The sequence below is a fragment of the Curtobacterium sp. ZW137 genome (assembly GCF_003762905.1).
Lineage (GTDB): Bacteria > Actinomycetota > Actinomycetes > Actinomycetales > Microbacteriaceae > Curtobacterium.
In genome coordinates, this window is record NZ_RJKS01000003.1 from 246,633 (window position 1) to 263,632 (window position 17,000).

Annotated in this window: 22 protein-coding genes; 13 read left to right on the plus strand and 9 right to left on the minus strand. The window is 72.0% G+C overall.

Annotation, left to right across the window (positions count from 1 at the left end):
- Positions 1–16: 16 nt before the first annotated feature.
- From EDF55_RS10770 to EDF55_RS10785, 4 genes are all read left to right on the plus strand, one after another.
- Complete coding sequence (locus EDF55_RS10770) at positions 17–1,270, plus strand: hemolysin family protein (protein WP_123654966.1); 1,254 nt, start codon at positions 17–19, stop codon at positions 1,268–1,270.
- 102 nt (positions 1,271–1,372) lie between these two features.
- Positions 1,373–2,278, plus strand: coding sequence for a helix-turn-helix domain-containing protein (locus EDF55_RS10775; RefSeq protein ID WP_185017325.1), 906 nt, complete (start codon positions 1,373–1,375; stop codon positions 2,276–2,278).
- A 20-nt stretch (positions 2,279–2,298) separates the two neighbouring features.
- Positions 2,299–3,072, plus strand: a complete 774-nt coding sequence (locus EDF55_RS10780) for a class I SAM-dependent methyltransferase (protein WP_123654967.1) — start codon at positions 2,299–2,301, stop codon at positions 3,070–3,072.
- 188 nt (positions 3,073–3,260) lie between these two features.
- The gene (locus tag EDF55_RS10785; protein WP_123654968.1) at positions 3,261–3,743 is read left to right on the plus strand and encodes an FBP domain-containing protein; all 483 of its coding nucleotides are present in this window, start codon (positions 3,261–3,263) and stop codon (positions 3,741–3,743) included.
- 4 nt (positions 3,744–3,747) lie between these two features.
- Here EDF55_RS10785 and EDF55_RS10790 read toward each other — a convergent pair whose 3' ends face one another.
- Entirely contained in the window at positions 3,748–4,734 is a 987-nt protein-coding gene (locus EDF55_RS10790) for an aldo/keto reductase (RefSeq protein ID WP_123654969.1), read from the minus strand.
- A 32-nt stretch (positions 4,735–4,766) separates the two neighbouring features.
- On the opposite strand from EDF55_RS10790, the gene EDF55_RS10795 reads away from it, so the two are divergent.
- Together EDF55_RS10795 and EDF55_RS10800 are read left to right on the plus strand one after the other, a co-directional pair.
- Positions 4,767–5,294: a thioesterase family protein gene (locus tag EDF55_RS10795; protein WP_123654970.1), complete on the plus strand. Its 528-nt coding sequence runs from the start codon at positions 4,767–4,769 to the stop codon at positions 5,292–5,294.
- A gap of 9 nt (positions 5,295–5,303) precedes the next feature.
- On the plus strand, positions 5,304–6,878 hold the full coding sequence (locus tag EDF55_RS10800) for an FAD-binding oxidoreductase (RefSeq protein ID WP_123654971.1): 1,575 nt from the start codon (positions 5,304–5,306) through the stop codon (positions 6,876–6,878).
- A 168-nt stretch (positions 6,879–7,046) separates the two neighbouring features.
- On the opposite strand, the gene EDF55_RS10805 is transcribed toward EDF55_RS10800, so the two are convergent.
- Positions 7,047–7,430, minus strand: a complete 384-nt coding sequence (locus EDF55_RS10805; protein ID WP_123654972.1) for a hypothetical protein — start codon at positions 7,428–7,430, stop codon at positions 7,047–7,049.
- A 75-nt stretch (positions 7,431–7,505) separates the two neighbouring features.
- On the opposite strand from EDF55_RS10805, the gene EDF55_RS10810 reads away from it, so the two are divergent.
- The gene (locus EDF55_RS10810) at positions 7,506–8,090 is read left to right on the plus strand and encodes a YdeI family protein (protein WP_123654973.1); all 585 of its coding nucleotides are present in this window, start codon (positions 7,506–7,508) and stop codon (positions 8,088–8,090) included.
- 34 nt (positions 8,091–8,124) lie between these two features.
- A complete protein-coding gene (locus tag EDF55_RS10815) occupies positions 8,125–9,006 on the plus strand; it encodes an aldo/keto reductase (RefSeq protein ID WP_123654974.1) in 882 nt (293 codons plus the stop codon).
- A 47-nt stretch (positions 9,007–9,053) separates the two neighbouring features.
- Here the strand turns inward: EDF55_RS10815 and EDF55_RS10820 are convergent, their stop codons facing one another.
- Positions 9,054–9,254 carry a hypothetical protein gene (locus tag EDF55_RS10820; RefSeq protein WP_123654975.1) on the minus strand — a complete coding sequence of 67 codons (201 nt, stop codon included), beginning with the start codon at positions 9,252–9,254 and terminating at the stop codon, positions 9,054–9,056.
- A gap of 83 nt (positions 9,255–9,337) precedes the next feature.
- On the opposite strand from EDF55_RS10820, the gene EDF55_RS10825 reads away from it, so the two are divergent.
- Positions 9,338–9,883 (plus strand): TetR family transcriptional regulator, encoded by a 546-nt coding sequence (locus tag EDF55_RS10825; protein ID WP_123654976.1) that lies wholly within the window; start codon positions 9,338–9,340, stop codon positions 9,881–9,883.
- Between the two features lie 43 nt (positions 9,884–9,926).
- On the opposite strand, the gene EDF55_RS10830 is transcribed toward EDF55_RS10825, so the two are convergent.
- Positions 9,927–10,949, minus strand: a complete 1,023-nt coding sequence (locus EDF55_RS10830) for an SDR family NAD(P)-dependent oxidoreductase (RefSeq protein WP_123654977.1) — start codon at positions 10,947–10,949, stop codon at positions 9,927–9,929.
- 86 nt (positions 10,950–11,035) lie between these two features.
- Between EDF55_RS10830 and EDF55_RS10835 the strand changes: the two genes are divergently transcribed.
- Complete coding sequence (locus EDF55_RS10835) at positions 11,036–12,022, plus strand: aldo/keto reductase (RefSeq protein ID WP_123654978.1); 987 nt, start codon at positions 11,036–11,038, stop codon at positions 12,020–12,022.
- A 4-nt stretch (positions 12,023–12,026) separates the two neighbouring features.
- On the opposite strand, the gene EDF55_RS10840 is transcribed toward EDF55_RS10835, so the two are convergent.
- On the minus strand, positions 12,027–12,332 hold the full coding sequence (locus EDF55_RS10840; protein WP_123654979.1) for an EthD family reductase: 306 nt from the start codon (positions 12,330–12,332) through the stop codon (positions 12,027–12,029).
- Between the two features lie 38 nt (positions 12,333–12,370).
- Positions 12,371–12,856 carry a DUF4126 family protein gene (locus tag EDF55_RS10845; protein WP_123654980.1) on the minus strand — a complete coding sequence of 162 codons (486 nt, stop codon included), beginning with the start codon at positions 12,854–12,856 and terminating at the stop codon, positions 12,371–12,373.
- A gap of 70 nt (positions 12,857–12,926) precedes the next feature.
- Here EDF55_RS10845 and EDF55_RS10850 point away from each other — a divergent pair, with 70 nt between their 5' ends.
- A complete protein-coding gene (locus tag EDF55_RS10850; protein WP_123654981.1) occupies positions 12,927–13,457 on the plus strand; it encodes a hypothetical protein in 531 nt (176 codons plus the stop codon).
- A gap of 174 nt (positions 13,458–13,631) precedes the next feature.
- Positions 13,632–14,372: an alpha/beta fold hydrolase gene (locus tag EDF55_RS10855; RefSeq protein WP_123654982.1), complete on the plus strand. Its 741-nt coding sequence runs from the start codon at positions 13,632–13,634 to the stop codon at positions 14,370–14,372.
- Between the two features lie 79 nt (positions 14,373–14,451).
- Here EDF55_RS10855 and EDF55_RS10860 read toward each other — a convergent pair whose 3' ends face one another.
- Positions 14,452–15,156, minus strand: a complete 705-nt coding sequence (locus EDF55_RS10860; protein ID WP_123654983.1) for an SDR family oxidoreductase — start codon at positions 15,154–15,156, stop codon at positions 14,452–14,454.
- Positions 15,157–15,234: 78 nt separating this feature from the next.
- On the opposite strand from EDF55_RS10860, the gene EDF55_RS10865 reads away from it, so the two are divergent.
- Positions 15,235–15,618, plus strand: a complete 384-nt coding sequence (locus tag EDF55_RS10865) for a MerR family transcriptional regulator (RefSeq protein WP_260235889.1) — start codon at positions 15,235–15,237, stop codon at positions 15,616–15,618.
- Here EDF55_RS10865 and EDF55_RS10870 read toward each other — a convergent pair.
- Together EDF55_RS10870 and EDF55_RS10875 are read right to left on the minus strand one after the other, a co-directional pair.
- Positions 15,575–16,201, minus strand: a complete 627-nt coding sequence (locus EDF55_RS10870) for a hypothetical protein (protein ID WP_123654984.1) — start codon at positions 16,199–16,201, stop codon at positions 15,575–15,577. The two genes, EDF55_RS10865 and EDF55_RS10870, sit on opposite strands and share 44 nt — an antisense overlap.
- Positions 16,198–16,986 (minus strand): endonuclease/exonuclease/phosphatase family protein, encoded by a 789-nt coding sequence (locus tag EDF55_RS10875; RefSeq protein ID WP_123654985.1) that lies wholly within the window; start codon positions 16,984–16,986, stop codon positions 16,198–16,200. Before EDF55_RS10875 ends, EDF55_RS10870 begins: the two co-directional genes overlap by 4 nt.
- Positions 16,987–17,000 lie beyond the last annotated feature (14 nt).

A 17,000-nucleotide genomic window follows, 5' to 3' on the forward strand; every position in this document is an offset into this window, starting at 1 on the left:
GTGCAGGATCACAGGTGTGGACACCTGGATCGCCTTCGGACTCGTCGTCGTCTTCGTGCTGGTCGGCGAGGTGTTCGCCGCCGCCGAGATCGCGCTCGTGTCCCTCCGCGAATCCCAGCTCCAGCAGCTCGAGCACCGGGGGAGCCGCGGTGCCCGGGTCGCCGCACTCGGCCGTGACCCGAACCGCTTCCTCTCCGCCGTGCAGATCGGCGTGACCGTCGCCGGCTTCTTCTCCGCCGCGTACGGTGCGTCCTCGATCGCACCGGACGTCGCACCGCTCTTCGTCGGGCTCGGTCTGGCGACCGGCACGGCGGGGACCGTCGCCCTGATCGCGATGACCCTGGTCATCGCCTACCTGTCGCTCGTGTTCGGCGAGCTGGTCCCGAAGCGCCTGGCACTGCAGCGCGCCGAGGGCTTCTCGATGCTCGTCGCGCCGACGCTCGACCGCTTCGCGAGCCTGATGCGCCCGGCGATCTGGGTGCTGTCGCGGAGCACGGACGCGGTCGTCCGGCTGCTCGGCGGGGACCCGGACGCCCGGAGCGAGTCGATGAGCACCGAGGAGCTCCGCGGGCTGGTGTCGGAGCACGACGCGATCGACGAGCAGGGGCGCCGCATCGCCCGCAGCGCGCTCGACGCCCAGGGCCGGATCCTCCGCGAGTCGATGCGCCCCTGGTACGACGTCGCGACCCTCCACGGCCGGCAGAGCATCGCGGAGGCCACCGACGCCGCACTCGACCTCGGCCACACGCGGTACGTCGTGACGGACGGCTCCCGCGACGAGGTCACCGGCTTCGTGCACCTCCGCGACCTGCTCCGGCCCGTCGATCCGGGCGCCGACGTCCGCACCATCAGCCGGCCGATCGTCGCGTTCCCGGAGACGAAGTCCCTGTCGAGCACGATCGCCGAGATGCGGACCGCGGGAACGCAGATCGCGCTGGTCGTCGACGAGTACGGCGGGAGCGCCGGCATGGTCACGCTGGAGGCCCTGCTCGAGGACCTCGTCGGTCCGATCCGCGACGAGTACGACGCCCCGGTCCGCGCGACCGGTGACGTGGACGGTGCCACGGTGCTCGAGGACCTCGTCGCGGACGGCGGGCCGGCACTGCCGGACGGGGACTACGAGACGGTCGGCGGCCTGGTGCAGGTGCACCTGGACCGCGTCCCCGAGGTCGGTGACGTCGTCGAGGTGGGGGACCACCGTCTCGAGGTGACCCGCATGGACGGTCACCGCGTCGCACGCGTCGCCATCAGGGAGACCGCGACCCGATGACGGACGGGAGGCCCGTGGCGACGCCGCCACGAGCCTCCCGTCCGGTGACGGGTTGCGGTGGTACCTGCCTCGGGCCAGGTGCCACGACGTAGCCTGTGGACCATGGGTATCGACGTGCGCAACGAGATCCGCGACTTCCTGTCCTCGCGGCGGGCGCGGATCACCCCCGAGCAGGCCGGCATGCCGTCCTTCGGCGGGGGAGTGCGCCGGGTTCCCGGGCTCCGTCGGCACGAGGTCGCGATGCTGGCCGGCGTCAGCGTCGACTACTACACGCGGCTCGAGCGCGGCACGCTGAAGGGCGTCTCGGACAGCGTGCTCGAGGGCCTCGCCGGAGCGCTGCAGCTCGACACGGACGAGCGCACGCACCTCTGGGACCTCGCCCGCCTGGCGAACTCCGGCGTGAAGATGATGCACAAGACCATGCCGACCCGGATCCGTCCCGGTGTGCAGCGGCTGCTCGACGCGATCACCGGTGCGCCCGCGTGGGTGCGGAACGAGCGCGGCGACGTCCTCGCCGCGAACGAGCTCGGCCGGGCCCTGTACGCACCGATGTTCGCCGGCCCCGGTCGCCCCGTGAACTCCGCACGCTTCACGTTCCTCGACCCCGCTGCGCGCTCGTTCTTCATCGACTGGCCGCAGACCGCCCGGGACTCCGTGGCGATCCTCCGCGCCGCCGCCGTCGCGAACCCCTGCGAGCCCGGCCTCGTGACGCTCGTCGGGGAGCTCTCCACCCGCAGCGAGGAGTTCCGCACGTGGTGGGCCGAGCACGACGTCCGGCTGCACCGCACCGGCAAGAAGCGGATCGCCCACCCCGTCGTCGGCGACCTCGAGCTCGACTACGAGGCACTCGACCTCGTCGCCGACCCCGGACTGACGATGTTCACGTACAGCGCCGAGCCCGGGTCGTCCTCCGAGCGTTCGCTCGCGCTCCTCGGGACGTGGGCCGCGACCGAGCGTGCGGAGCGTGTCGCCGCCCTGCGCGAAGCCGAGTCCGAGTCGGTCGACTGACCCCGCCGTAGGCTGACGGCGTGACGAGGACTGCGGACGGCTCAGCGGGGGACGCGGACTACGGCGCGATCGGCGCCGGGTACGGCCGCTACCGCCGCCCCGAGCCGTCCTTCGGCCGGGCGATCGCGAAGGAACTCGGCGACGCCCGCACGGTGCTCAACGTCGGTGCCGGTGCCGGTTCGTACGAACCCCGTGACCGGGACGTGACCGCCGTCGAGCCCTCGGAGTCGATGCGCGCCCAGCGTCCGCCGGAGCTCGCCCGGGCGATCGACGCCACCGCGGAGGACCTGCCCTTCGAGGACGACACGTTCGACGCCGCGATGACGACGTTCTCCGTGCACCAGTGGCAGGACGTCGAGCGCGGTCTCGCCGAGATGCGTCGGGTCACACGGGGCCCGGTCGTCGTGATGACCTGCGACCCCGAGCGCGTCCAGGACTACTGGCTCGCCGAGTACGCCCCCGACGTGATGGCCACCGAGGCCCGCCGCTACCCCGCGCTCGACCGGATCGCCGCGGCACTGGGCGGCGAGGTCACGACGACCCGGCTGCCCATCCCGTTCACGTGCGTCGACGGATTCTCCGAGGCGTACTACGGCCGGCCCGAGCGGCTGCTCGACCCCGAAGCGCGCCGGGCGAACTCGGCGTGGGCCTTCGTCGACGAGATGAGTGCCGCCCGCTCGGTCGCCGCACTCCGCACGGCGCTGGAGTCCGGCGCGTGGGACGACCGGCACGGTCCCCTGCGGGTGCAGCCCTCCTACGACGGGTCGCTCGTGCTCGTCACGGGTCGCCCTTGACAGACCCTCGTAGGCTGGTGTCGTGAGCAATCGTCCCGAGGAGGTCGTCGGCGCCCCAGCCGGCATCAGGGCCTGACGCCCCCGGCTGTGTCGTCCGACACGGCCGCACTCGTCGACCCATCCTCGGAAGAACCGCCCGGTGCGGCGCCGACCAGCGCCCCGGACGACATCACAGAACGGCTCACCCCATGCTGCCCATCAGCGAGACCACCATCCGCGCGTCCTTCGTCAACGCCTCCCGCAAGGAGACGAGCGACATCACGCTGCCCGCCGACTTCGACACGCTGTCCTTCGAGGACCTGGACTACTTCGGCTGGCGCGACCCGAAGATCGGTCGTCGCGCGTACGTCGTCGTGCCGACGCTCGACGGAGAACTCGTCGGGATCCTCTTCCGGCAGGCCGAGGCATCGCCGCGCTCCCGCGCACAGTGCACCTGGTGCCAGGACGTGAAGCTCCCGAACGACGTGGTGTTCTACAGCGCGAAGCGGTCCGGCAAGGCGGGACGGAACGGCAACACGGTCGGGACGCTCGTCTGCCAGGACTTCCAGTGCTCACGGAACGTCCGGCAGACCCCGCCGCTCGCGTACGAGGGCTTCGACGTGGAGGCGGCCCGCCTCCGGCGCATCGAGGACCTGCAGCTGCGAGCGGCGGGGTTCGCCGCCGACGTCTGAGCCGCTACCGCCCGATCGTCGACATGTCGGGGTAGCGGTCGCCGGTCGGGGCCGGCAGCGCCGACAGCCGCTCCACCTGCTCGGCGGAGAGGGTGAGGTCGGCCGCGCCGACGTTCTCCTCGAGGCGGCTGACGCGCTTCGTCCCGGGGATCGGGACGATGTCGTCGCCCTGGGCGAGGAGCCAGGCGAGCGCGACCTGCGCCGGCGTCCCACCGACCTCGTCCGCGACGTGCTTGACCTCGTCGACGATGCGCATGTTCGTGGCGAAGGCCTCTTCCTGGAACCGGGGGTTCGCCAGGCGGAAGTCGTCGGCGTCGAGGTCGGAGGGCTTCGTGATCGCACCGGTGAGGAACCCGCGGCCGAGCGGCGAATACGGCACCAGCCCGATGCCGAGCTCGCGGAGGGTGTCGAGCACCTCGCCCTCGGGGTCGCGCGTCCAGAGCGAGTACTCGCTCTGGAGCGCCGTGATCGGGTGGACGGCGTGCGCCTTCCGGATCGTCGCGGCACTCGCCTCGGAGAGCCCGATGTGGCGGATCTTGCCCTCCTGGACGAACTGGGCGAGCTGGCCGATGACGTCCTCGATGGGGACATCCGGGTCGACGCGGTGCTGGTAGTAGAGGTCGACGTGATCGGTCCCGAGGCGCTGGAGCGACCCTTCGAGCGCAATCCGCACGGACTCCGGTGACGAACTGATGCCGCGCTGGCTGCTCGGCGTGATCTCGTCGGCGGTGTGGGTGATCAGCCCGAACTTCGTGGCGATCACGACGTCGTCGCGGCGGTCGGCGAGGGCCCGGCGGAGGAGCTCCTCGTTCGTGTACGGCCCGTAGGCCTCTGCGGTGTCGAAGAGGGTGACGCCGAGGTCGATCGCACGGTGGATGGTGCGCACCGACTCGTCGTCGTCGGTGCCGGCGCCCGTGTAGAAGGCGCTCATCCCCATCGTGCCGAGGCCGATCGCTCCCACGTCGAGGTCGTTGAGCTTGCGTGTCTGCATGGTCCCCGGTCTACTCGTGCTGTGATCAGAGCGTGAACCTGTACTTCCGTCTGCTGCTCCTGCGCCTCCGCACGCGCCGCGCCTCGCGCCTGTCGCTCTGGGACGAGGCGCGGACGCCGTTCCGGGTGGTCCCGACGGACCTCGACCCGTTGCGGCACGTGAACAACGGGAAGTACCTCTCGATGCTCGACCTCGGGCGGATGGACCTGATGATCCGCTCCGGTTTCTGGCAGGAGCTGTCGGACCGCGGCTGGTACCCGGTAGTCGCCGCGCAGACGATCACGTACAAGCGGTCGCTGACGCTCGGGCAGCGGTTCGAACTCGTGACGCGGGTGCTCGGCGTGGACGAGCGATCGGCGTACATGGAGCAGACGTTCCTGCGGCGCGGCACCGTTGTGGCGCGGGCGGTCGTCCAGGCGCGCTTCCTCCGGGTCACCGGCGGCACGGTGTCGACCGAGGAGCTCCTCGACGTCTTCGGCGCTGCACCGGCGGACCTCGCACTGCCGGCGTGGGTGCACGACTGGGCCGCAGCCGTCCGGATCAGCTCCGCGACGGGGTAGACAGGTGCGGTGACGGAACCGCGCGAAGGCAGCACGAGCACCCCCAGCACGACCACCACCACGCGACGGGCGCTCATCGCCGGCGGCGTCGGACTCGGCATCGCCGGTGTGCTCGCCGCCTGCTCCGGGCCGTCCCCGACACCGACGCGGTCACCGTCCTCGACGCCCACCCCGTCTCGGACGCCGGGTCCGCCGCCGTCCACGACGACCGGGCCGACGACCTGGTCCGCCCTCGCCGCCGCGACGACGGGCACGCTCCTCCGCTCTGGCTCGCAGGGATGGGACGGTGCACGCGTCCTCCGGAACCCTCGCTACGACGACGCCGATCCGCAGGGGATCCTCCGCGTGGCGAACGCGGACGACGTCGCGGCAGGTCTGGCCTTCGCGCGGAACACGAACACCCCGGTGGCGCTCCGCTCCGGCGGTCACTCGTACACGGGCTGGTCGGCGGGCGGGGCCTCGGGCACGGACGTCCCGCGCTCGCTCGTGATCAGCACGGCGGCGCTCGACGGCATCGAGGTGTCCGGCGACTCGGTCACGATCGGCCCGGGCGCCGAGCTCGGTGACGTCTACGCGGCGCTCGCGAAGGCCGGCCGGGCGTTCGGGGCCGGATCCTGCCCGACCGTCGGCATCGGCGGACTCACGCTCGGCGGCGGTGTCGGCGTGCTCGTCCGCTCGTTCGGTCTGACGTGCGACCAACTCACGGGCGTCACGCTCGTGACGGCGGACGGCGCCGTGCACCGGGTCTCGTCCACGAGCGAACCGGACCTGTTCTGGGCCTGCCGCGGCGGGGGCGGCGGAACCGTGGGTGTCGTGACGTCGATGACGTTCCGGACCCAGCCCGCGCCTCCCGTCCTGCTCGTCACCATCGTCTTCCCCTGGACGGCCGCCGCGCGGGTGGTGCGCGCCTGGCAGGCGTGGGCGCCGAAGGCGGACCCGAAGCTCTGGTCGACCCTGAAGCTGCTCGGCGGTTCCCGGCACAGCACGCCGACCGTGACCATCACCGGGGTCTGGACCGGCGAGAAGTCAGGGGCAGACACCTCCGTCGACGGTTTCATCCAGTCGGTGGGAGTGACGCCGACGACACATACCGCGACTGACATGAGTTACGGGACGGCGATGGCGAAGCTCGGCGGGGGAGCGCAGCGCGTGTCCCAGTCGGCCACGTCCTCGATCGGATCGGCGGCACTGACCGATTCCCAGATCGACCTGCTCGTGCAGCACGCTGCGGCCGCGTCGCAGGTCTCGGGACTGACCGAGGGCGGGGTCGCGCTCGATGCCCTCGGCGGCGTCGTGTCGGACGTGGGGCGGACGGACAGTGCCTTCCCGTGGCGGTCAGCGCTCTGCACGGTGCAGTACACCGCGGCGTTCCGGGACGGAGCCGACCCGGCGCCGTTCGACGCGTACGTCCGGGGCTTCCGCAAGGCGATGACGCCCGCGTGGGGCCCCGGCGCCTACGCGAACTACTGCGACGCGGCGATCACGGACCCGTCCGCGTACTTCGACGTGAACACCTCGCGGCTGCACCGCATCGCGGAGCAGGTCGACCCCGGCGGGGTGTTCGCGCAGCCGCACTGGGTGTGAGCCGCGCCGCGTCCGTCCGCGTCCGCGTCCACGTCCGCGGTGCCGATCGGCTCCGCACAACCGAAACCGGCTCGCACCACGTGTTCCCGTGGTGCGAGCCGGTCTTGGTAGTGCCGCGGTGCGGGCGCCCGAGGGTGCGGGGGCCGCGAGCGCCGCGAGCGCGACGCGTCAGCGGCGGAAGTACGCGTTCGACGCGGGGAGGAACATCAGGATCGTGGCGATGATCACGGCGATGAGGCCGATCGTGCCGACGATGCTGAACGCGCTCACGACGCCGAGGACCTGCAGGATCGCCAGGACCAGCAGCACGATGCGCGCCCAGTTCCGGCCGTCGCGCATCCGGAACACGATGAACAGCTGGACCAGTGCGATCACGATGCCGATGACGCCGCCGATCACGACGGCGGTCGTGCCCATCGAGTCCGTTGCCTGCGAACCCGACGAGAACAGGCTCACGATGCCGCCGATGATGCCGATGAGGACCGTGATGAGCCAGAGGACGAACGAGATGGTGACCGATGTCGGACGGCCAGAAGCAGAAGTGCTGCTCATGATGAGTGTTCCCTTCGTGGCCCCTGTGGGCCGGTTGTGGGAGACGGTAGTCGTGGGAGTCCTACGATGTGCGCCATGGACATCGATCCCTTCGTCGTCGCCGACGCCGCCGCCTGGCGGGACTGGCTCGTCGCGCACGACGACGAGTCCGACGGGGTGTGGCTCGTCCTGGCGAAGAAGGGGACCACGGAACCGACCTCGGTGACCTACGCCGAAGCGCTCGACGAGGCGCTCTGCTCCGGGTGGATCGACGGGCAGAAGCGCTCCCTGGACGCCGCCACCTTCCTGCAGCGGTTCACCCCGCGGCGGAAGGCGTCCCTGTGGTCGGAGCGGAACATCGGCCTCGTCGCGACGCTCGTCGCGGACGGGCGGATGCGCGCCCGCGGCCAGGCAGAGGTGGACCGGGCGAAGGCCGACGGGCGCTGGGACCGGGCGTACGCGGGTGCCGCCGGGGCGACCGTGCCGGAGGACCTCCGGGCGGCGCTCGACGCGGCCCCCGCAGCCGCTGCCCTGTTCGACGAGCTCGACCGTACGAACCGGTACGCCGTGCTGTTCCGGATCACCTCCGCGCCGAGTGCGACCGCGCGGACGAACCGGCTCACCAAGCTCGTCGGGATGCTGGAGGGGGGCGAGACCCCGTACCCGCGACCTGCGCGCTGAGCGGGCTCGTCACCGCACGGCGTACACCGGACTGATGACGACTGGCACTGACACCACCACCCGTCCCGCTGACGCCTCCGGCACCTTCCGCATCGGCGGCGACCTCGAGGTCAACCGACTCGGCTACGGCACGATGCAGCTCACCGGACCCGGCGTGTGGGGTCCGCCGAAGGACCACGACGAGGCCATCCGTGTCCTCAAGCGCGCCGTCGAGCTCGGCGTCGACTTCTTCGACACGGCCGACAGTTACGGCCCGTACGTCGCCGAGGACCTGCTCCACGAGGCGCTGCACCCCTACGGCGACGACATCGTGATCGCGACGAAGGCCGGCCTGACCCGCACCGGCCCGAACGAGTGGCCGCCGGTGGGTCGCCCGGAGTACCTCCGCCAGGAAGCCGAGATGAGCCTCCGCCGCCTCGGGCTCGAGCGCATCGACCTGTTCCAGCTGCACCGCATCGACCCGAAGGTCCCGCTCGAGGACCAGGTCGGGGAGCTGGCGAAGCTCCAGGACGAGGGCAAGATCCGGCACATCGGGCTCTCCGAGGTGTCCGTCGACGAGGTGCAGGCGGCGCAGGAGATCGCCACGATCGTCTCCGTGCAGAACCTCTACAACCTGCAGAAGCGCGATGCCGAGGAGCTCCTCGACTGGTCCACCGACCAGGGCATCGCGTTCATCCCGTGGTTCCCGCTCGCCACCGGTGGGCTGACCGGGGAGGACTCGCCCCTGACCGACCTCGCGAAGCAGCACGACGCGACGCCCGCGCAGCTCGCCCTCGCGTGGTTGCTCAAGCGGTCGCCGGTCGTGCTGCCGATCCCCGGGACGTCGAGCGTCGCGCACCTGGAGGACAACCTCGCGGGTGCGAACGTCACGCTCTCCGACGAGGAGTTCGAGGAGCTGTCCCGGCTCGGGAACTGAGCGACGACGCCGCAGCGCCGGCATCAGCGGCGGCGTCAGCGCCGGCGTCAGCGGCGGCGGCGGAACAGGTCGGCGATCGCCCACGGGCCGGGCGCCAACCGCACCGCTGCCTCCGCGCGCACGCGCTCCTCCCGCTCGCGGTCTCGCGTGAGCTCGTGGATCTCGGTGCTCACCGCCCACCACGTCGCGATGCGCTGCCCGAACGACAGGCGAGTGCGCACGAGGTGCGTGCTCCTGTCGTCGTCCATCCCGCCACCGTAGGAGCGCACGGCGCCGGGAGGGAGGCACCGTCGGTACACCGACCAGCAGGACCCCCGACTACGATTCGAGCGTGACGGACGAGCCTCGGACCAAGCGCGCGGCGATCCTCGCGTCCGCCGGCCGGCTGTTCGTGGCAAACGGGTACGGCGGCACGTCGCTCCGCGACATCGGCCGCGACGCCGGGGCCGACGCCGCACTCGTCATCCACCACTTCGGCTCGAAGGACGGCCTGTTCGTCGCCGCGATGGCCGGTCGGCTGCCGCACTTCCCGCTCACCGAGGGCACGGTCGAGACGATCGGCGAGCGGTTCATCGGGTACCTGCTCGGCACCGAGCCGGAGGTCCGCTCGACCTTCCTGGCGCTCATCCACGCCAGCGACTCGGACGAGGTCGGCTCGGAGCTCCGGCGCCAGCACCTCCGGTCGGTCGTCGACCCGCTCCGTGAACGCATGAGCGGCCCGGACGCGGAGCTCCGCGCATCGCTCGCGGCCGCCACGGTCGGCGGTCTGCTCTACGCCCTGTGGGTGGTCGGCGACGAGACGCTGCTCGCCGCCGACCGGTCGGACCTGGTGCAACGCTACGGCCGCGTGGTGCAGGACCTCGTCACGCCCCGGTAGTCGACGCGGAACGACGCGCACAGCGGAACGACGCGCACCGACCTCACTGGACGGACCAGCCACCGTCCGACGCGAGCACCGCACCGTTGATGTTGACCCCGTCGTCGCTCAGCAGGAAGGTGATCGACGCCGCGAGTTGCTCGGCGGTCGCCAGCGACGGGATCGCCGCCTGGAACGGCCCGAGCCGCGCCGCCCCGACCTCCGACACGTGCGGCGGCATCGGGATCCCGGTCGCGACGCCGCCCGGGGCGACGGCGTTCACGCGGATGCCCTGCTGCGCGTACATGAACGCCGCGCTCTTCGTCAGCCCGACCACGCCGTGCTTGGACACCGTGTAGGCGTTCCCGGACGCGTTGCCGCGGAGCCCGGCCTCGGACGCGACGTTCACGATCGAGCCGGAGCCGGCCGCCAGCATCACGGGCAGCACCGCGCGGGAGAGCTTGAACGCCCCGGTGAGGTTCACCCCGATGACCCGGTCCCACATCGCGTCGCTGGTCTCGTGCAGGGGCGAGAAGTCGTCGTTGATCCCGGCGATGTTGGCGAGCGCGTCGATCCGGCCACCCGCAGCGGCGACGATCGCGTCGACGTCGTCCTGCTGGGTGATGTCACCGGTCACCGTGACGACCTCGCCGTCGAACGAGGTGGCGGACGCTGCCAGCGACGCCAGCCGCTCGGCGGACACGTCCACGGCGACGACGCGGCCCCCTTCCCGGAGGATGCGGGACGCCGTCGCACGACCGATCCCGGACGCGGCGCCGGTCACGACCACCGTCTTGCCGCCGAACCGGCCCGCGGTGACCTGTTCCTTCCACGCGCCGTCGTCGGACGGCTCCGGGATCTCGCCGCCGTTCGCGGCACGGACCAGGTCGTCGACCGCGGACTGCGGCATCTGCCCGTTCGACATCGCGACCATCTGCTGCAGGGGGAGCGTCCGCACCGGCGCGAGCATCTCCTCCCCGACGCCGGCCTGCGCGAGCAGCCCGCGGATGAGGTCACCGCCGACGGGATGGGCGAGCCACGTCCCGATGGTGGATCCGGCGGTGAGGGTGATGTCGTCGTTGCTCATGCCGGTCATTCAACACCGTTGAACGCTCCGGTTCAACAGTGTTGAACCAAGAAGCGGCACAGCGAACGCCGACTACCGTCATCGGCATGCAGCGTCGCACCCTCGGCCGTACCGGCCGTCAGTCCTCCGTCATCGGTCTCGGCACCTGGCAGTTCGGCGGTGACTGGGGTCCCGTCGCCGACGAGGACGCCTTCGCCGTGATGGACGCCTCAGCGGAGTCGGGCGTCACCCTCTTCGACACCGCCGACGTCTATGGCGACGGCCGCAGCGAGACCCTGATCGGCCGGTGGCTCCGCGCGAACCCGGACGCCGACGTCACGGTCCCGACCAAGATGGGCCGCCGCGTCGACCAGGTCCCCGCCAACTACGTCGCGGCGAACTTCCGCGAGTGGGTCGACCGGTCGCGGGCGAACCTGCAGCAGGACACGCTCGACCTCGTCCAGCTGCACTGCCCGCCGACGGCGGTCATCGCGGACGACGCCGTCTACGACGCACTCGACGCACTCGTCGACGACGGATCGGTCGCCGCCTACGGCGTCAGCGTCGAGACCGCGGACCAGGCGCTCTCCGCCATCGCCCGGCCGGGTGTGGCGAGCGTCCAGATCATCCTGAACGCGTTCCGGTTGAAGCCGCTGGACGCGGTCCTCCCCGCCGCCCGGGAGGCAGGGGTCGCCATCCTGGCGCGCGTCCCGTTGGCATCGGGGTTGCTCTCCGGCAAGTACACGACCGACACCGAGTTCGCCCCGCAGGACCACCGTTCCTACAACCGGCACGGCGAGGCGTTCGACCAGGGCGAGACCTTCAGCGGTGTGCCCTTCGAGGACGGCGTCCGCGCCGCCCAGGAGTTCGCGGCGTCACTGCCCGAGGGCGTCTCGGTCCCGCAGGCGGCGCTGGCGTGGGTCGTCGCCCAGGACGGTGTGACCGCGGCGATCCCCGGTGCCCGGAACGCCGAGCAGGCACGCTCGAACGCCGCCGCGGGTTCCCTCGGGCTCGACGCCCTGCCGGGGCTCGACGCCACCGTGCAGGACCTCTACGACCGCTGGTTCCGCGCCACCGTCCACCCCCGGTGGTGACGGGTCACTCCTCGACGTCGGTGAAGAGCCCGGTCACCTTCCCGCCGGCGGCGCCGATGAACGCGGGGAAGAAGGCGGCGCCCTCGGGGGAGGACGTCGCCGCCGAGGCCTCGTCGTAGCCGGCGAAGTACAGGTCGAGGGAGCGGTGCGCCGGGCGCGCGGTGCCGTCCTCCTTCGGCCAGACCTTGCCGGACTCCAGGCGCTGGAGTGCCGGCAGTGCCCGGGCGAGGTCGAGCAGCCCGGGGAGCTGGGCGTCGAACGCCTCGGTGTCGTCGAGGTCGTCCACGATGAGTTCGATCTTGGTCGTCATGCCCTCATCACACACCCGTTCGCCGGAACCCGCACGGCTCAGCGCGTGGTGAGCACCTTCGTCGTCCCCGCGATCACCGCGGCGTCCTCGGCGAGCGCCACCAGCGGGTCGCGCAGGCCCGTGGTCTTGCCGACGGCCTTCCGCGCGAGGTAGCCGGCGTAGCTGCCGACGATCGCCCCGACGGCGCCGAGCACGGCGCCCTCGACACGGCGGTCGCGCTTGCCGGTCGTCCCGATCGCCAGTCCGACGAACGCACCGGACGCGGCACGTCCGATCAGGCCCGCGGCGGCGATCCGGCTCGGCGTCACGGGGAGCTTGTCCCCGATGAGCTCGCCGATCGCTCCCGCCACCAGCAGGCCGCGGCCGAGCGGCGTGCGGAACGCCGGCCAGTCCTGCCAGGCGCCGGAGAGCTCCTTGCGGTCGCGGTTCAGCGCCAGCAGTGCGAGCGGGGTCGCGCTGCGGCCGCCGGACAGGATCCCGAGCAGCAGTGCCTTGGTCCCGGTGTGCTTCGTGTTCTTCGCCATGGGCCCGACGCTACCCACGCCAGCCTGGGACGGGCGGGGGCTCCGAGCGGACTGGTGTAGTCATGGTCCCGTGGGAGTGATCGACGAGGCAGGGCGGCTGCGGCTGCTCGGGAACGCGGTGGCCGGCGCGGCCTTCGCCGTGGTGCTCACCATGCTCGTCCTGTCCTCCTGGACCGCCGCGACCACGAGCGTGCTGGTGTCGGTCGGTGTCCCCGCCGCGGTGCTCGGCGCCGGGATCGGTGTCTTCCTGCTCCTGCGCTCCTGGCGCATCGACGGCGGGTACGAGCGGGCCAGCGCCGTCCAGCGGTGGATCTCCGACGGTCGAGTGCCCTCGGACGTCCCCGTGCAGGTGTGGGTGCCGCTGCTCGTCGCCCAGGCCGAACGGCAGCGCGCCGGCTGGGGGAAGATCGTGCTCGCCGTGTTCTGGACCGCGATGACCTGGTCGATGCGTGACGTGCACGGCACCCTCATCACCGTGCTGCTGTCCGGTCTCTGGGTCGGCCTCGCGCTCTGGGCTGCCGTCGTCGTGATCCCCCGGGCGCGCGTCGCCGCCGCGATCCTCCGCCGCGAAGCCGCGATCCCGGAGCCGACGACCGACTGAGCCGGGTCTGTTGCGCGCGCGGCTGCCGGAGTAGCCTCCGAACGTTCGATGAACCCTCATGACCGCGCGGTCGCCACGTGACGCCCGGCCTCTCCCGTGTCCCGTCGCCCGAGGGGACACGTCCTGCCGCCCAGCGGCGGCGCGCCCTGCGGGGCGGAACGTGAGGAAACACGCATGCCGAAACCGACCATCGTCCTCGTCCACGGCGCCTGGGCCGACGGGTCCAGCTGGGACCTCGTCACGGCTCCACTGCAGGAACAGGGCTACACCGTCCTCGTCCCGCCGAACCTGCTGCACGGCGTCGCGAGTGACGCCGAGTACATCTCGTCCTTCGTCGCGCAGCGCACGAGCGGACCGGTCGTCGTCGTGGGGCACTCCTACGGCGGCTTCGTGATCACGAATGCGACCTTCAGCGAGGACGTGAAGGCGCTCGTCTACGTCGACGCCTTCATCCCGGACGAGGGCGAGTTCGTCTTCCAGCTCCTCGGCGGTTCCGGGTCGGCGCTCGACGTGCCAGACCCGACGACCGTGCTCGACCTGATCGGGTACCCGACCGCTCCGGAGGGGGACCTCGAGGCCTTCCTCAAGCCGGAGACCGTGCACACGGCCTTCGCGCAGGACCTCCCCGAACAGGACCGGCTCCTGATCGCGGCCCGGCAGCGTCCGATCACGCTGAGCGCCAACACCGCGCCGTCCGGGCCGCCGTCGTGGCGGGACCGTCCGAGCTGGGCTGTCGTCGGGACCGAGGACCTGGTGATCCCCCCGGCGGTCCTCCGCTCGATGGCGGAACGCGCGGGGTCGACGATCACCGAGGTCGCCGCCTCGCACGTCTCGATGGTCTCCCACCCGGAGGTCGCGCTGGCGGCGATCCTCGCCGCGGCTGCGGCGTCGGAACCGGCGGGCGAGATGGCCTGACCGGCTCGGCCCGTCCCGGGGTGACCAGCGCCGGACGGGAGGCACGGTGCCGGCTGGCACCGTGCCTCCCGTCCGCTGCTCAGCCGGGCAACTGCGCGTAGAGGGCCGCGGGATCGGCCGCCAGTGATGCCTTCACCATGGCGCTCCAGTCGTCGACGACGACCTCGATCGCGTCGCGCTCGACGCCGTCGAGTGCTGCGCGGGCGGCCTCCGCCGGGTCGATCATCGGCCCCTCGTAGCCGGCCATGATGTCGGTGTCCGCCGCCCCGAGGTGCACGCCCTGGACGAGCACCCCCTTCGGCGCGAGTTCGAGCCGAACGGCGTTGGTCATGTTCCACTCCGCCGCCTTCGCCGCGGCGTAACCACCTGAGCCCGGGTAGGCGAACCACGAGAGCGCGGACAGGACGTTGACGATCGCGCCGCCGCCGTTGCGCTCGAGCACCGGGGCGAACGCCCGGACCATGTCGAGGTTCCCCCAGAAGTGTGTGTCCATCTCACGGCGCACGTTCTCCAGGTCATCCGTCAGCAACGAGGACTGCGTCGCGATCCCGGCGTTGTTCACGAGCAGGGTCACGTCACTCGCGTGCTCCGCGGCCGCCAGGACCGAGGAGTGGTCGGTGATGTCGAGGGGCAGCACCTCGACGCCCGCGATGTCGACGAGCTCGGGACGGCGAGCCGTGGCGTAGACCTTGGCCGCTCCGCGCTCGAGCAGCTGGGTGACGAAGCGGCGTCCGATGCCGCGGTTCGATCCGGTGACGAGTGCGACCGATCCGGCGATGTCCATGGGTTCCTCCCGTCGTCCGGGCGTCTCCCGGAGCGACGGAGGTACGCTAAGACCTCACATGGACGTCAGGGGCAAGTCGTGATCGACGAACGGATGCGCATCGGGGACCTCGCCGCCCGAGCGGGCGTGAGCGTGCGGTCGCTCCGGTACTACGAAGAACAGGGCCTGCTCGCCGCTGACCGCACCGCGTCGGGGCAGCGGACGTACGACGAGGCCGCGGTCGACCGGGTGCGACTGGTGCAGCAGCTCTACGCCGCCGGACTCCCGAGCCGGACGATCGCGCTGCTCATGCCGTGCGTGGACGCCGGGATCGCGACGGCGGAGAGCGCGGCGCTCCTCACCCGCGAACGCGACCGGATCTCGGCCCAGCTCCTCGAGCTCGAAGCCGCTCGGGACCGGCTCGACGAGGTCATCGCGATCAGCGAGCACCCGACCCCGGAGCACTGCCCCGCACTGCGGTGACCCGGCGGTCCGCCGCGCTCCACCGCACCAGGAAGCCGGAGGCGACCGCGCCGGCGGTGTCCGCCGCGAGGTCCCCGATCGTGTCGTCGTACCCGACGTAGATCGACGAGTCGAGGTGGGTGTGGCCGACCCACTCGCACATCTCCCACACGCCCCCGATCGCCAGCCCGGCGGTCCCCGCGAGGACCACCAGCGCGACGAGGGGCAACCGGCCGAGGTCCGGCAGGACACCGACGTCGGCGCCGATCACGACGACGAGGATGCTCAGGGCACCGATGAGCAGGAAGTGGATGAGCTTGTCCCAGCCGAACACCGTCGTGTACCACTCGAGGACGCTGCTCCAGCCGGCGACGAGCGCGAGCAGGCACAGCACGATGTCGAACCCGGGCCGCAGGCCGAGGACCCGGGGGACCACCACCCCGAGCAGCGAGAGCGCCATCACGGCGAACGCCACGGCGCCCCAGCCGATCGCGGCGACCGGGATGCTGATCAGCGTGAGGACACGGAGCGCGTCCGCGACGTACTCGGCGCCACGCGGGCGACGGAGGAAGGTCGGGCCGGCGGTGGTGACGATGCTCGTCACGGGGCCTCCCATCGGATGACGGCGTGCACGGGCAGGTGGTCGGAGGGCCAGACGTCCGCCGGGCGTCGGGTCGAGATCGCGACGCGGTCGACCGCGACGCGCGCATCACGCCCCTCCCGGACCAGGATCCGGTCGAGACGTGCGCCCTGCGGCTTCGGGGTCCGGTAGTTCGCGTACGTCCCGGCGCTCGACGGGCGGTCCTCGTCCGGCACGAGGTCCCAGGTGTCCCGGAGTCCTGCAGCCGTCAGGATCCGCGCCGACGCCGAACCCGCTCCGGCGTTCCAGTCGGCCATCGCCACCGTCGGCAGCCCCACGCCGTGCACGACCTCCCCGAAGAGCCGCGCCGAACGGACCTGCGCGAGCGGCGAGAACGGGTCGACGTGGGTGGCGACGGCGAGGAACCGGACACCGGTCACGCGGTCCTCGAGCTCGGTGAGCACCGCGATGCGCGGGAACGGCGCACCCCAGTCGCGGCTGCCGACGCGCTCCGGGTGCCGGGCGAGTGCGATCGTCCTCGTGTCCCCGACGCGGAGCCGGTCCCGGTCGACGAAGAACCCCACGCCCTCGGCGCCGCCCGACGGTCCGCGGCCGGAGACGGAGGCGTGCCAGCGCGACCCGAGGGCGGTCCGGAGGTGCTGCACCTGCTCGGGCACGGCCTCCTGGACGGCCAGCAGGTGGGGCGCTTCGGACCGGACCAGCGTGGCGATCGCGGGTGCCCGCCGGGGCCAGGCGTCCGGGTGGGCGCGCCGCAGGTGCGGGACCGGGCGTCGGACGTTGAGGGTCATGCAGTGGAGTGCGG